Here is a 13,514-nt window from a genome sequence, read left to right on the forward strand (position 1 = left end):
TCCGTGAGAAAAACAGACCGACATCCGGTTTCAGGTGCAAATTCACTATGGCATGTGTACAAAACGGTTCCATTTTTGAAGGTGATGAAAAATTTCATCGTGATTCAAATCGCGAGGTATACGCCTTTTTTAGGAATGAAAAATTGGCTGTACCGCACTTTTCTGAACATGAACATCGGGAAACAGACGTCCTTTGCGCTGATGGTGATGCCCGATATCATGTTTCCTGAAAAGATCACTGTCGGAAAAAACAGCATTATCGGCTACAACACGACGATTTTGTCCCATGAATATTTGATTCATGAGTACCGGATCGGCAATGTGAAGATCGGTGATGAGGTGATGATCGGGGCGAATACAACCATTCTGCCCGGCGTGACAATCGGTAATGGAGCCGTTGTTTCCGCAGGAACGCTTGTGCATAAAGATGTGCCGGCAGGGGCATTTGCCGGCGGCAACCCGATGAAGCTGATCTATACGGCCAAAGAAATGAAGGAACGAATGGGAAAACCCGCTGATTGAAAAGTCAGCGGGTTTTTTGTTATTTCTTTATCACGATGGCTTGGCTGCCCATTTGCTTCCAAGCTTTTTCAAAGCTGGTCCGGTCTGTTTTTCGGTTTTGATAGCCGTAAGGGTCATTTACATACACGTAATCTTGATCATATCCGGTAACGGCTACGCTGTGCATACTGTATGTAATGCTGACCTTTCCGTTTGGCGTATTCCATGTCTGCATATTATCAACCGGATTAAAAGCAGTGGTGATAATCACCCAGACCGGCCGCCCTTTTTCAAGCTGGCGGTACACGGAGGAAATATCTTTTCCCGTAAGATCATAAACCTGGTTTCCTGCGTATTCCTTGGCAAGCTTAAATATCGGCTCATGATAGACTCCCAGGCCGGGGCCGTTTGCCATGTCTCCGACAAATCCTTCATTCGGATTTCCCTTCAGCCCGCTGCTGTATGTCAGCGGCACTGTATCGAGTTTGTCCGCCAGCGTATTTTTTGATACATGATATCCGGCATAGTTCAGCACCATTGCAAGGCTTGTCACTTCACAGCCATTGTACAGTCTTGGCGAGTCCATTTGTCTGTATAACACAACATTCATCGGCTCCGCGCTCCCTTTCAATGGCGCTTTTTCATCAAGGTCCGGATCGGAATCCTGCTGATGAAAAAATGGCAGATTAATGTCGTTTGCGTATATGTTGAATCCCAGATAGGCAAGAACAGCTATCAGGATCAGCACACATAATGTTCCGAGCGTCTTCATTATACTCTCCCTTGTTCTTGATGCAGCTGTTTTTTGTATTATAGCATTTCTGTTCTTACAAATTAGAGAGATCCAATATGTTTACAGATTTGTTCATGATTTATTCATGGTTATGGAAAAGAATAGGCGGACAATCGACGTTGCATTTCATTCTTTTATCTGCTAACATATTATCATATTAGCGAACTAAAGGATTCGGAATTTTCCTTCAGATAAAGCGGAGGTGCAACAGGCAATGTTTATGTTCGAAAAACCGCACGGCATGAGAGATACACTGCCCGGTTTATATGAAGAAAAGAAGAACGTCCGTTTCGCGTTGACGGATTTGATTGATAAATGGGGCTATCAATTTATGGAGACTCCGACACTTGAATTCTATGAAACGGTGGGTGTCCAGTCTGCGATCGAAGAGCAGCAGCTGTTCAAGCTTCTGGATCAGGACGGAAAAACATTGGTGCTGCGTCCGGACATGACCGGGCCGATTGCGAGGGTGGCGGCGTCAAAGCTGCACAAACACGATCATCCGCTCAGGGCCGGATATGTGGCGAATGTGTTTCGCGCCCAGGAGCGTGAAGGCGGCCGTCCGGCTGAATTCGAACAAGTCGGCGCGGAGTTAATCGGCGACGGTTCAACAAGCGCGGACGCCGAGGTCATTGCGCTGGCGGCCGGCGCTCTGAAAAACGCCGGGCTGCAGCAATTTAAAATCGCCATCGGTCACGCCGGGCTTGCGGATGAACTGTTTGTGGAGGTGCTCGGCAATGCCGAACGGGCGGACGTCCTGCGGCGCTTTCTATATGAAAAAAACTACGTAGGCTACAGAGAGCACGTTAAATCGCTCCCGCTTTCTTCAATCGATAAAAGCCGGCTGCTCAGGCTTCTCGAATTGCGTGGCGGAAAAGAGATTTGCGCCAAAGCGGAAGACATCATCGGAACTTCCGGCAAAATCCTGATTCAGGAACTGAAAGATTTATGGGACATTCTTGAAGATTACGGCTGTACTGAAAACGTCCGCCTCGATCTGAACATGGTGAGCCATATGAGTTATTACACAGGTATTTTATTCGAAGTGTACGCGGCAAACGTCGGGTTTGTCATCGGCAGCGGCGGCCGCTATAACAAACTGCTCGGCCATTTCGGCCATCCGGCCCCCGCAACAGGTTTCGGCCTTCGCGTTGACAGGCTGATTGAAGCGCTCGGCATTAAAGGTGAAACAAGTGAAGCGGACGCCGTTATTTTCAGCAAGGAACAGCGGGCGCAGGCCATTTTATTCGCTGAGGAAGAAAGGGCAAGAGGCAGAAAAGTCGTTTTGCAGGACTTATCAGGAATTGAAAATATTGATCATATGACAAAATCATTCGCAAACGTCACATACTTTATCGGTGCCAGAAAGGAAGAGCAAAATGGGTAAGGTACTCACAATGGCGATGCCAAAGGGACGGATATTTGAAGAAGCGGCGAGTCTTTTGCGCCAGGCCGGATACAAGCTGCCGGAGGAGTTCGAAGAGTCGAGAAAGCTGATCATCGACGTTCCCGAGGAAAATCTCCGTTTTATTTTAGCAAAGCCGATGGACGTCACAACATATGTCGAGCATGGTGTTGCTGATGTCGGTATTGCGGGGAAGGACGTCATGCTTGAAGAAGAGCGCGACGTGTATGAGGTGCTCGATCTGAAAATCAGCAAATGCCATCTTGCCGTTGCCGGACTGCCGGGCGCTGATTGGAACGGAGCGGCCCCAAGAATTGCGACGAAATATCCGAATGTTGCGTCAAGTTACTTCAGAGAGCAGGGCGAGCAGGTGGAAATCATCAAACTGAATGGTTCAATCGAATTGGCGCCGCTGATCGGGCTTGCTGACAGAATCGTTGACATTGTGTCAACCGGCCGGACGTTAAAGGAAAACGGACTTGTTGAATCAGAACATATATGTGACATTACATCACGTTTTATCGTCAACCCGGTCAGCTATCGAATGAAAGATGAAGTAATTGATAAAATGGCGGCCCGATTGGCACGGGTTGTGGAAGGAGAAACGGCAAAATGAAAATAACAGCCATTTCAAGGAGCGACCGGTTTTCTCTGAAGCGTTCCATCGACAGCGGAACAGAAAAACAGCGGAAAACCGTCAGAGCGATTATTGAGGACGTCAGGAAAAACGGCGACAAAGCCGTTTCTGCCTTCACAGTAAAATTTGACGGGATCGCCCTGGCTCAGACAGCCGTCAGCGAAGAAGAAATTGCTGAAGCGTACAGCCTTCTTGACGATCAGCTGCTTCAAGTGATCAGACAGGCGATTGCAAACATTACAGAATATCACGAGCGGCAGCTGCAATCCTCTTGGTTCTATCATCGTAAGGACGGCACGATGCTCGGGCAGAAAATCACGGCGCTCGACTCCGCGGGTGTATATGTGCCGGGCGGGACGGCCGCTTATCCGTCGTCTGTTTTAATGAATGTCATTCCCGCGCTTACTGCGGGAGTGGAACGGATTGTTCTCGTCAGTCCTCCGGGAAAGGACGGACGGCTTTCGCCGGGGGTGCTGGCGGCAGCCTCAGAACTCGGTATACGGGAGATCTACAAAGTCGGAGGCGCGCAGGCGATTGCCGCCCTCGCATACGGAACAGAGACGATAAAACCGGTTGATAAGATCACAGGCCCGGGAAATATATTTGTGGCGCTGGCAAAACGCGAAGTATTCGGTGATGTGGATATCGACATGATTGCCGGGCCGAGCGAGATTGTCGTACTTGCGGATGATTCGGCCATACCGCAGGAGGTCGCCGCTGACCTGCTTTCCCAGGCCGAGCACGATATGCTCAGCTCAAGCGTGCTTGTCACAGATTCGCAGACGCTTGCCGAAGCCGTAAACGAGGAGGTTGGCAGACAGCTTCAAACCCTTCCGCGAAAAGCGATTGCGGAAGCATCCATAACAGATTACGGACAGATTTATGTCGCAGAAACGATGAACGATGCGATTGATACGGTTAACGCGCTCGCGCCTGAGCATTTAGAAATCATCACCCGTTCGCCTGAGGCCTTGCTTGGAAGCATCAAACATGCTGGGGCAATTTTCTTAGGCCGCTACAGCGCTGAACCGGTCGGGGATTATTTTGCGGGACCGAATCACGTGCTCCCGACAAACGGAACGGCGCGGTTTTCGAGTCCGCTGAATGTAACTGATTTTCAAAAGAAATCAAGCATCATTTCCTACAGCCAAACCGCTTTTGAAGCACACGCGGACAGCATTGCCGCCTTTGCAAGGCTGGAAGGGCTTGAAGCACACGCAAGATCCATCGAGGCAAGAAACGGAGGAATAAAAGATGAGAAAAGCGGAATGCGCCAGAAAAACAAATGAAACGGATATTCAGCTGGCTTTCGGAATAGACGGAGAGGGAAAAGCGGACATCATCACGGACGTGCCGTTTATGACACATATGCTTGATTTGTTTACAAAGCACGGGCAATTTGATTTATCCGTCAATGCAAAAGGCGATACGGAGATTGATGATCATCATACGACTGAGGATATCGGCATCTGCTTAGGGCAGGCTCTCCTTGAAGCGCTCGGTGATAAAAAAGGCATCAAACGTTACGGCTCGGCGTTTGTGCCGATGGATGAGGCGCTCGCCCATGTTGTCGTCGATTTAAGCAACCGGCCGCACTTAGAGATGCGCGCCGAGTTTCCGGCGGCCAAGGTCGGCACATTTGATACCGAGCTTGTCCATGAATTTTTATGGAAACTTGCGCTGGAAGCAAGAATGAATCTGCATGTCATCGTTCATTATGGAACGAATACGCACCACATGATAGAAGCAGTGTTTAAAGCGCTTGGAAGGGCGCTTGATGAAGCGGCGGCCATTGATCCCCGTGTCAAAGGAATACCATCTACGAAAGGGATGCTGTAAATGATCGGTGTAATAGATTACGGAATGGGCAATTTATACAGCGTGTCAAAGGCGTTGGCACGCGTCGGCGCCCCCTATACAGTATCTGACCGGCCGGAAGAACTGCAAAAGGCAGATGCCTTCATTCTCCCCGGCGTCGGATCATTCAGCGACGCGATGGACAATTTGCGCAGCGCGAAACTTGATCAATTCATTCACCGCATGACGGATGAAGGCAAGCTGCTTCTCGGCATCTGCCTCGGCATGCAGCTCATTTTTGAAGAAAGCGAAGAAAACGGATCTGCAAAAGGGCTGGGTTTGTTAACCGGGAAAGCCGTCAAACTGAAGGACCGGGATGCGGAAGGAAACAGGCTGAAGGTGCCGCATATGGGTTGGAACCGCCTGGCGTTTCACCATAAATCTCCGCTGCTTTCGGAAGTTGAGGAAGGATACGCCTACTTCGTTCATTCCTACTATATAGACGGGATGGAAGACAGCGCGCTTTTGGCAAGCGCCGATTACGGTGTCCGTGTACCCGCGGTCGTCGGCAAACATCATGTTTTCGGAGCGCAGTTTCACCCGGAAAAAAGCAGCACCGTCGGAATGGGGATTTTAACCCGCTTTACAAAAATGGCAGAGAAACAGAAGGTGAAGAAATGAGCGCTTTTACATTATATCCGGCAATCGATATGAGAAACGGCAAATGCGTCCGCCTCATTCAAGGTGATTATGACAAGGAAACGATTTACGGAGACTCGCCGTTAGACATGGCAGCATTGTTTGTACAAGAAGGAGCCGAATGGATTCATCTCGTTGACCTCGACGGGGCGAAAGAAGGGCAGAAAGTGAACGATCGCCATGTGCTCGACATCGCACATCAGTTTGATGTGAAAGTCGAAGTCGGCGGCGGCATCCGCTCCGAGGCGGATGTATACGGCTACTTATCCCAAGGTGTCGATCGTGTCATTCTAGGCAGTTCAGCCGTCTCCAACCCGTCGTTTGTGAAAAAAATGCTGAAACAATACGGAGAGAAAATCGCGATCGGACTTGATGCGAGAAACGGTTTTGTCTCAACGGAAGGCTGGCTTGAGACCTCTGCGGTAAAGGCGGAAGAGCTGGGCCGTGAATTGGCGAATGAAGGAGCGGAAACGTTCATCTTTACTGATATTGCAACTGACGGAATGCTCTCCGGTCCGAACATTGAAAGCACCGCTCGGCTGGCGAAGGAGACGGGCAAAACAGTCATCGCTTCCGGCGGAGTAAGCTCAGTCGCTGATCTCAAGGCGCTCGCCCGCTTCAAGGAAGACGGCGTATCAGGAGCGATTATCGGAAAAGCGCTGTATACAAAACAGTTTACATTGGCGGAAGCGCTCAGAGGGGTGAAGAGCACATGATAACGAAACGGGTGATTCCGTGTCTTGACGTCAAAGAAGGCCGCGTTGTCAAAGGCATTCAATTTCTCGGGCTGAAAGATGCAGGCGATCCTGTCGGGCTGGCTGAGGCATATGACAGAGAGGGCGCTGACGAGCTCGTCTTTCTCGATATTTCTGCTTCGCATGAAGGGCGGAAGACGATGACAGACGTCGTTGAACAAGTTGCGGGAAAGCTTGCTATCCCGTTTACGGTCGGCGGAGGCATCAATCAGTTGAGCGATATGAAACGAATTCTTCGCGCGGGTGCGGATAAGGTGTCGGTCAATACCGCGGCCGTCCTCCGTCCCGATCTGATTACGGAAGGAGCTGAATTCTTCGGCTCGCAATGCATCGTGCTGGCGATTGACGCAAAATACGATAAGGATTCAGGCTCCTTCAAGGTTTATACACACGGGGGCAGAAAGAAAACCGATTGGGAGGTCACTGCCTGGGCAAAAGAAGCCGTCAAACGCGGAGCAGGCGAAATCCTTTTGACAAGCATGGATTCAGACGGAGAGAAAAAAGGCTTTAACCATACGCTGACAAAGCTCGTGTCAAGAGCCGTACCCGTACCGGTGATTGCCTCAGGCGGCGCAGGCAGCGCACACCATATGCTTGAAGCCTTTACAAAGGGGGAAGCGGATGCCGCCCTTGCAGCATCGATCTTCCATTACAAAGAAACATCGATTAAAGAAGTAAAAGACTATATGAAAAAACACGGGGTGAAGGTAAGATGAAGCGGGCAGATGAACTGCGGTTTAATGAGGACGGGCTGATCCCAGCCATTGTACAGGATGCGGCAAGCAAGGAAGTACTGACGCTGGCTTATATGAACCGGGAATCCTATGAAAAAACGATAGAAACGAAAGAAACATGGTTTTACAGCCGTTCACGGCAAGAGCTATGGCATAAAGGGGGCACATCGGGGAATACACAAGCCGTCAAAGGCATCCGCTACGACTGCGACCAGGATGCGCTGATTGTGCTTGTGGAGCCGTCCGGGCCGGCTTGCCATACGGGCAGCTACAGCTGTTTTTCACCAGAAAAAGCGGAAGCGGCGGATCGCTTCAGTATTTTAAATGAGCTGGAAAGTGTGATCGCCAAACGGCAGGCGGAGATGCCGGAAGGAGCCTATACGACGTACCTTTTTCGGGAAGGTATCGATAAAATCCTCAAAAAAGTGGGTGAAGAAGCTTCTGAGGTAATCATCGCCGCGAAAAACCGCGACCATGAAGAATTAAAATGGGAAGCGGCCGATTTATTGTATCATTTGCTCGTTCTGTTACGCGAGCAGGCACTTCCGCTTGATGAGGTGCTTGAGGTGCTTAAAAAACGCCATTCAGAGTCCGACTGAAGAAACCTCACGGGGCTGATCCGTGAGGTTTTTATATTTTGATGAAATCTTCTTATTATTGCAATCTAGCGGAAGTGAATTTGGTAATATTGACTAATAGAAGCATAACGAATATTTTTTCATGTATAATCAGACTGGTTTTTATAAAAAATGTGCGTTTTGTTCATATTCCGTTCATGCTCAGCCGTTATAGTATAGACAGTGATATAGGAGGAAAACATATGCCGAATAATAAACAACCGAAACCAAAAGGAAAATTCAGTTCATTTTTTTCGTTAATCAAAAAAACAAAACCGTCATACGGGATGCTGGCCTTTGCCTTGTCCCTCAGTATCGTGACGACGCTCGTCAGCCTGCTGATTCCATTATTGACAAAGCAGCTCGTTGACGGCTTTTCCATGTCTTCATTGTCAGGCGGACAAATCGGCCTGATCGTCGCCGTATTTGTCGTCCAGGCTGCTTTAAGCGCATACGCGACATACGCGCTTAATTACAGCGGCCAGAAAATCATCTCGGGGCTGCGTGATCTATTATGGCAGAAATTAATTAAACTGCCCGTCTCTTATTTTGATAAAAATGCCTCAGGGGAAACGATCAGCCGCGTCACCAATGACACGATGGTTGTGAAAGAGCTGATCACAAATAATATCAGCGGATTTATTACCGGAGTGATTTCTGTCATCGGATCACTTACGATTTTATTTATCATGAACTGGAAGCTGACATTGCTTGTCGTGGTCGTCGTGCCGCTGGCTGCTTTCATTTTAGTGCCGATCGGCCGGAAAATGTTTAAGATTTCACGGGAAACGCAGGATGAAACAGCGAGATTCACGGGTTTATTGAACCACATTCTTCCGGAAATCAGACTTGTCAAAGCATCTAACGCCGAAGACGCCGAATACGGCCGCGGAAAAGAAGGCATTACGGCGCTGTTTAAGCTCGGTCTGCGTGAAGCGAAGGTGCAGTCGCTCGTCGGTCCGCTTATTACGCTTGTGTTAATGGCCGCTCTGGTTGCTGTCATCGGCTACGGCGGAATGCAGGTATCGTCAGGCGAACTGAGCGCCGGCGCACTCGTCGCATTTATTTTGTATTTGTTTCAAATCATTATGCCGATGGGCCAGATCACGTCATTTTTCACCCAGCTGCAAAAATCCGTCGGCGCAACGGAGCGTATGATTGAAATTCTTGCTGAAAAAGAAGAAGACATCCAATCCGGAAAAGACATTCAAAACGCTGATCAGCCGATTAAGCTGGAACAAGTATCATTCGGCTATAAGCAGGATCAAATCATCTTAAAAAACATTACGGCCACGATTGAAGCCGGCAAGGTCACGGCGATTGTCGGACCGAGCGGCGGCGGAAAAACCACATTATTTAAGCTGCTTGAACGCTTCTACAACCCGACAGCCGGCACGATTAAGCTCGGGGATGAACCGATTGACGGCTATTCGCTTGCATCATGGCGGGAACACATCGGCTACGTTTCTCAGGAAAGCCCGTTAATGTCCGGCACGATCCGTGATAACATTTGCTACGGGTTAAAACGCGATGTGACAGATGAAGAGCTCAGAAAAGCTGCCGATATGGCATATGCCCTTCAGTTTATTGAAGATTTACCGAAGCAATTTGACACCGAAGTCGGAGAACGGGGCATTATGCTGTCAGGCGGACAGCGCCAGCGCATTGCCATTGCCAGAGCGCTCTTGCGCAATCCGAGTATTCTCATGCTGGATGAAGCAACATCAAGCCTTGACAGCCAATCCGAGAAATGGGTGCAGCAGGCGCTGGAAGTCTTGATGAAGGGACGCACAACTATCGTGATTGCCCACCGTTTATCCACGGTTGTCGATGCGGATCAGCTTCTGTTTGTCGAGCAGGGAGAAATTACGGGGCGGGGAACACACCATGAACTGATGGCTGCCCACGCTCTGTACCGCGATTTTGCTGAGCAGCAGCTTAAGCTGAACGCCGATTTAGAAAACAAAGCTGTGTAGAGGAGGGATTTTGATGGCTGTCATAATGGTTGCGGATGATGACCGCCATATCCGTGAGCTTGTCCGTCTCATGATGCAGCAAAGCGGTTTTGACGTCATAGAGGCCGAAGACGGCGAAGCGGCGGTTCAGCTGATAGAATCATCTCACATAGACCTCATTATATTGGATGTGATGATGCCGAAAATGGATGGCTTTGAAGTCAGCGAAGCTGTCCGAAGCTTTACGGATATTCCAATTTTAATGCTGACTGCAAAAGGCGAAACCTTGGACAAAGTCCAAGGTTTCACTGCCGGGGCGGACGATTATCTTGTTAAACCGTTTGAGCCGCTTGAGCTTGAAGCAAGGGTGAAGGCCTTGCTGAAGCGCTACCGGATCACTTCGGAAAAGCTGCTGACAATCGGCGCGGTGGCATTAGATAAACATTCACGCACCGTAACACAGAGCGGCGGGACGGAAATGACCCTTCCGCGGCGTGAATTCGAGCTATTATTTAAGCTTGCAGAGTATCCGAATAAGACGTTTTCGAGAGAGCAATTAATAGAAGATATTTGGGGTTTCGATTACGAAGGCGACGAGCGGACGGTTGATGTCCATATCAAAAGGCTGAGAGAACGGTTTCCGGAAAGTGACTACCCGTTTGCCATTCATACGGTGCGGGGGCTCGGTTATCGGTTTGTGGTGACAGAATGAAACGGATCTTCAGAACGGCCGGAAAGATCATCATCCTTTTTGCGGTTACCGCTTTCTTATGGCTGATTGCCCACTTAATCATTCAGGGCTTCGGGCTTTTGTGGCCGTTTTTATTAACGCCGTATGTGGAGCAGATCCTGACGCTCTGGCTTGTTTTCGGTTTGCTGTTTTTAACGATGTTTGTTTTTTCAAAGTCAGCGCGCGAAAGACATCATGCGATTTGGGATTCGTTAACCGCCACGATTAAGCAAATGTCGAGCGGGAATTTTACCGAAGCCGCCTCCCGAAAGATGGAGAAAATTGAAAGGGATCACCCGGTAACAAAGCTGGCTGATGAACTGACAACCCTCGCGCTTGAATTGAATGAGATGGAAAAGATGAAACAAGAGTTTATTTCTAACGTTTCTCATGAAATCCAAACCCCGCTTACTTCATTAAAAGGCTATGCCCACTTGTTAAAAAAACCGGACTTATCTTATGAGGAGCGGGGACGCTATTTACACATCATTGAAACAGAAACGGAGCGATTATCAAAAATAAGTGAAAATCTGCTGAAACTCACTGCGCTGGAACGCCAAAAGGAACCCATTCAAAAAAAGCCGTTCCGCATTGACAAACAGCTCCGGCGTGTGGTGCTGACTTGCGAGCCGGAGTGGTCAGCCAAACAGATTGAGTTTCTCATTGATTTAAAAGAATCGTTTGTTTATGGAGATGAAGCGCTGCTCAGCCAAGTGTGGATGAATCTCATTCATAATGCGGTGAAATTTACCGGTGAAGGCGGCCGCATCTCGATTAACATTACAGACATGCCGGAAGCAGCAGCTGTAGAAATCGCCGACAATGGAATCGGAATGGAGCCTGAACAGGCAGAGCGGGTGTTTGAACGGTTTTACAAAGCAGACAAAGCGAGAAATGCCGGAGGAAGCGGACTCGGCCTGTCCATCGCCCATAAATTGGTCGAGCTCCACGGCGGTACGATAGAGGTAGAAAGCAAGCCCGGAGAAGGAACCCGCTTTCGTGTCATACTTCCTGCTGAGCCTCGTGAAAAAAACATCTAAAATCTGGTCGATCCAGCCAGTAAAAAAGGCAGGGAATCCTGCCTTTTGAACTATTGAGGCAATGCCGTTTTATGGTATACTACTGACGGTAATACGTATAAAACGGAGGGTATTTGTGGGAAAACACACTTCTGAACATAAAAAACACGCACAAATTGTCCAGCTGCTTCAAGATGGACAATATTTTTTTCATAAAGGGTTAAAAGCATATAAAGAGCGGAATTTAAAACGGGCAAGCAAGCTCATCCAGCGCGCCGTCAGCCTGGAGCCGAACGATTCCGAAATGCTGTCGCGGCTGGCTGTCATCTATTCAGAAATGGGTCACTACCAGCAATCAAATGAGCTGTTTGACTTCATTTTGGTGAACCTGAAGAAAGAAATGCCGGAGTGCCACTATTTTAAAGCAAATAATTTCGCGCATTTGGGGCTCTTTCAGGAAGCGTATAAGGAAGCGGCTGCTTATTCCGACGCAGAGCCGAACGGAGAATTCAGCGAAGAGATTGAAGATCTGATGGAGCTGCTTGATTTCGGAGAAGGCGGTGAAAACGAGTCCTTATATGATCAGGATGACCTGCTTGTCAAACAAGACCGGGCTAAAGCGCTTCTTGAAAGCGGCCGGCTTGATGAGGCGGTTGTCATGCTTGAGGAGATTACAGCCGATTATCCTGAACTTTGGTCCGCATACAATAATTTGGCGCTCGCTTATTTTTACTCAGGAAATGTCTCAAAGGCGAAACAGACAGTATATGAAGTGCTTGAGAAAAACGAAGGCAACCTTCACGCCTTATGCAACCTCCTTGTTTTCTGCTATTACGAGCGGGAGGATGAGAAAGTCGGTGAATTAAGCGGCAGGCTCGCCAACGTATATCCGATCTTATTCGAACAGCGCTATAAACTGGGGGCCACTTTGGCGCTTGTCGGCAGGCACGACCTCGGCTACAAATGGCTCCGCTCTCTGTATAGAAGCGGATTTGAAGGCGACGACACGTTTTACTACTGGCTTGCCGGCTCGGCATACTGGACAGGCCGCCGGGAGTTTGCCGAAACCATCTGGAAAAAGCTGAAGGACGAGTTTCCGGAATCAGACCGGCACGCGCCTTGGGCGGAACGGCAGGAGCCGCTTCCTGTATCTCTTGAACAGCGGCTTGCCGCGTATTATATCAGCAGCGCCAAAGGAGAGACTGACCAGCTTGAAAAGGTGCTGACGTCTAAACGGATCACATCTCCGTTCGAACAAGATTTCGTCCGCCTGCTTCTTGCCGGCGAAAAAGACGCCTCCTGCGTCTCTCATGATGCCCTGTTCACATATCGGGCGGTCAAGCTTTTGGAGAAAGCCGAAGCAGCCAGTTTAAAGACAGACGTCATGAGCTGCTGGGTCTTTCACGTCATCCAGCACATCCGCGCCGCTGATGCCGTAAAAAACGAACGGGCCTGGGCTGCCGCCATCGCATACGTCTGGAAAGAAGCAAACGGCGAAAAGGCGACGAAAAAAGAAACAGCCGCCGCTTATGGAGTATCACCGGCCACCTTGACGAAATATATTAAACAAATCGATGACATATTAGAATAGGAAAAAACCGATTCTTTCTATATAAAGAATCGGTTTTTTTGCCTGTAAAAGCGAACTTCATGTAACATCCGAAAGATCGGCAGATTCACTGCCGCAATCTCAAGAAGAACGGAACTGTCCATCGTAAATCAGAACTTTACAGATAAAAAAGGTGATTTTTATACGTATTCCGCCCTTTTATGCTTAAAATGATGACCTTTATTGCAGTTTATTTTGCAAAATATGAAACTTGACATCACATTGAAACATAACTGTAATAAAAAATGTCGAAACATGATGGT

General features: G+C 48.9%; 14 protein-coding genes. 13 read left to right on the top strand and 1 reads right to left on the bottom strand.

The features are described 5' to 3' along the window. The first annotated feature begins 3 nt into the window (after positions 1-3). On the top strand, positions 4-522 hold the full coding sequence (locus AXI59_RS13190; RefSeq protein ID WP_061528466.1) for an acyltransferase: 519 nt from the start codon (positions 4-6) through the stop codon (positions 520-522). 19 nt (positions 523-541) lie between these two features. Here AXI59_RS13190 and AXI59_RS13195 read toward each other — a convergent pair whose 3' ends face one another. Continuing rightward, positions 542-1,273, bottom strand: coding sequence for a C39 family peptidase (locus AXI59_RS13195; RefSeq protein WP_061528467.1), 732 nt, complete (start codon positions 1,271-1,273; stop codon positions 542-544). A gap of 235 nt (positions 1,274-1,508) precedes the next feature. Here AXI59_RS13195 and AXI59_RS13200 point away from each other — a divergent pair, with 235 nt between their 5' ends. The 12 genes from AXI59_RS13200 to AXI59_RS13255 all read left to right on the top strand — a co-directional run bounded on the left by AXI59_RS13200 (position 1,509) and on the right by AXI59_RS13255 (position 13,233). Beyond that, complete coding sequence (locus AXI59_RS13200; protein ID WP_061528468.1) at positions 1,509-2,681, top strand: ATP phosphoribosyltransferase regulatory subunit; 1,173 nt, start codon at positions 1,509-1,511, stop codon at positions 2,679-2,681. Further along, positions 2,674-3,315 (top strand): ATP phosphoribosyltransferase, encoded by a 642-nt coding sequence (gene hisG, locus AXI59_RS13205; protein WP_061522702.1) that lies wholly within the window; start codon positions 2,674-2,676, stop codon positions 3,313-3,315. Before AXI59_RS13200 ends, hisG begins: the two co-directional genes overlap by 8 nt. Next, positions 3,312-4,625 carry a histidinol dehydrogenase gene (hisD, locus tag AXI59_RS13210; protein ID WP_061528469.1) on the top strand — a complete coding sequence of 438 codons (1,314 nt, stop codon included), beginning with the start codon at positions 3,312-3,314 and terminating at the stop codon, positions 4,623-4,625. The genes hisG and hisD overlap by 4 nt, the downstream gene beginning before the upstream one ends. Next, positions 4,591-5,175, top strand: a complete 585-nt coding sequence (gene hisB, locus AXI59_RS13215) for an imidazoleglycerol-phosphate dehydratase HisB (RefSeq protein WP_061528470.1) — start codon at positions 4,591-4,593, stop codon at positions 5,173-5,175. The genes hisD and hisB overlap by 35 nt, the downstream gene beginning before the upstream one ends. After that, positions 5,176-5,814, top strand: a complete 639-nt coding sequence (gene hisH / locus AXI59_RS13220; RefSeq protein WP_061528471.1) for an imidazole glycerol phosphate synthase subunit HisH — start codon at positions 5,176-5,178, stop codon at positions 5,812-5,814. It abuts the gene before it with no gap. After that, on the top strand, positions 5,811-6,548 hold the full coding sequence (gene hisA, locus AXI59_RS13225; protein WP_061522706.1) for a 1-(5-phosphoribosyl)-5-[(5-phosphoribosylamino)methylideneamino]imidazole-4-carboxamide isomerase: 738 nt from the start codon (positions 5,811-5,813) through the stop codon (positions 6,546-6,548). Before hisH ends, hisA begins: the two co-directional genes overlap by 4 nt. After that, positions 6,545-7,303: an imidazole glycerol phosphate synthase subunit HisF gene (gene hisF / locus AXI59_RS13230; protein ID WP_061522707.1), complete on the top strand. Its 759-nt coding sequence runs from the start codon at positions 6,545-6,547 to the stop codon at positions 7,301-7,303. Before hisA ends, hisF begins: the two co-directional genes overlap by 4 nt. Beyond that, positions 7,300-7,920, top strand: coding sequence for a bifunctional phosphoribosyl-AMP cyclohydrolase/phosphoribosyl-ATP diphosphatase HisIE (gene hisIE / locus AXI59_RS13235; RefSeq protein ID WP_061522708.1), 621 nt, complete (start codon positions 7,300-7,302; stop codon positions 7,918-7,920). Before hisF ends, hisIE begins: the two co-directional genes overlap by 4 nt. Positions 7,921-8,141: 221 nt before the next feature. Then, positions 8,142-9,914: an ABC transporter ATP-binding protein gene (locus AXI59_RS13240; protein WP_061528472.1), complete on the top strand. Its 1,773-nt coding sequence runs from the start codon at positions 8,142-8,144 to the stop codon at positions 9,912-9,914. Between the two features lie 13 nt (positions 9,915-9,927). Next, a complete protein-coding gene (locus AXI59_RS13245; protein WP_061522859.1) occupies positions 9,928-10,605 on the top strand; it encodes a response regulator transcription factor in 678 nt (225 codons plus the stop codon). Next, positions 10,602-11,663, top strand: coding sequence for a sensor histidine kinase (locus AXI59_RS13250; protein ID WP_061522860.1), 1,062 nt, complete (start codon positions 10,602-10,604; stop codon positions 11,661-11,663). Before AXI59_RS13245 ends, AXI59_RS13250 begins: the two co-directional genes overlap by 4 nt. Positions 11,664-11,778: 115 nt before the next feature. Continuing rightward, entirely contained in the window at positions 11,779-13,233 is a 1,455-nt protein-coding gene (locus AXI59_RS13255) for a tetratricopeptide repeat protein (RefSeq protein WP_061528473.1), read from the top strand. The last annotated feature ends 281 nt before the right edge of the window (positions 13,234-13,514 follow it).

Origin of the sequence: Bacillus nakamurai (assembly GCF_001584325.1) — a bacterium.
In the GTDB taxonomy this organism is placed as follows: Bacteria; Bacillota; Bacilli; order Bacillales; family Bacillaceae; genus Bacillus; species Bacillus nakamurai.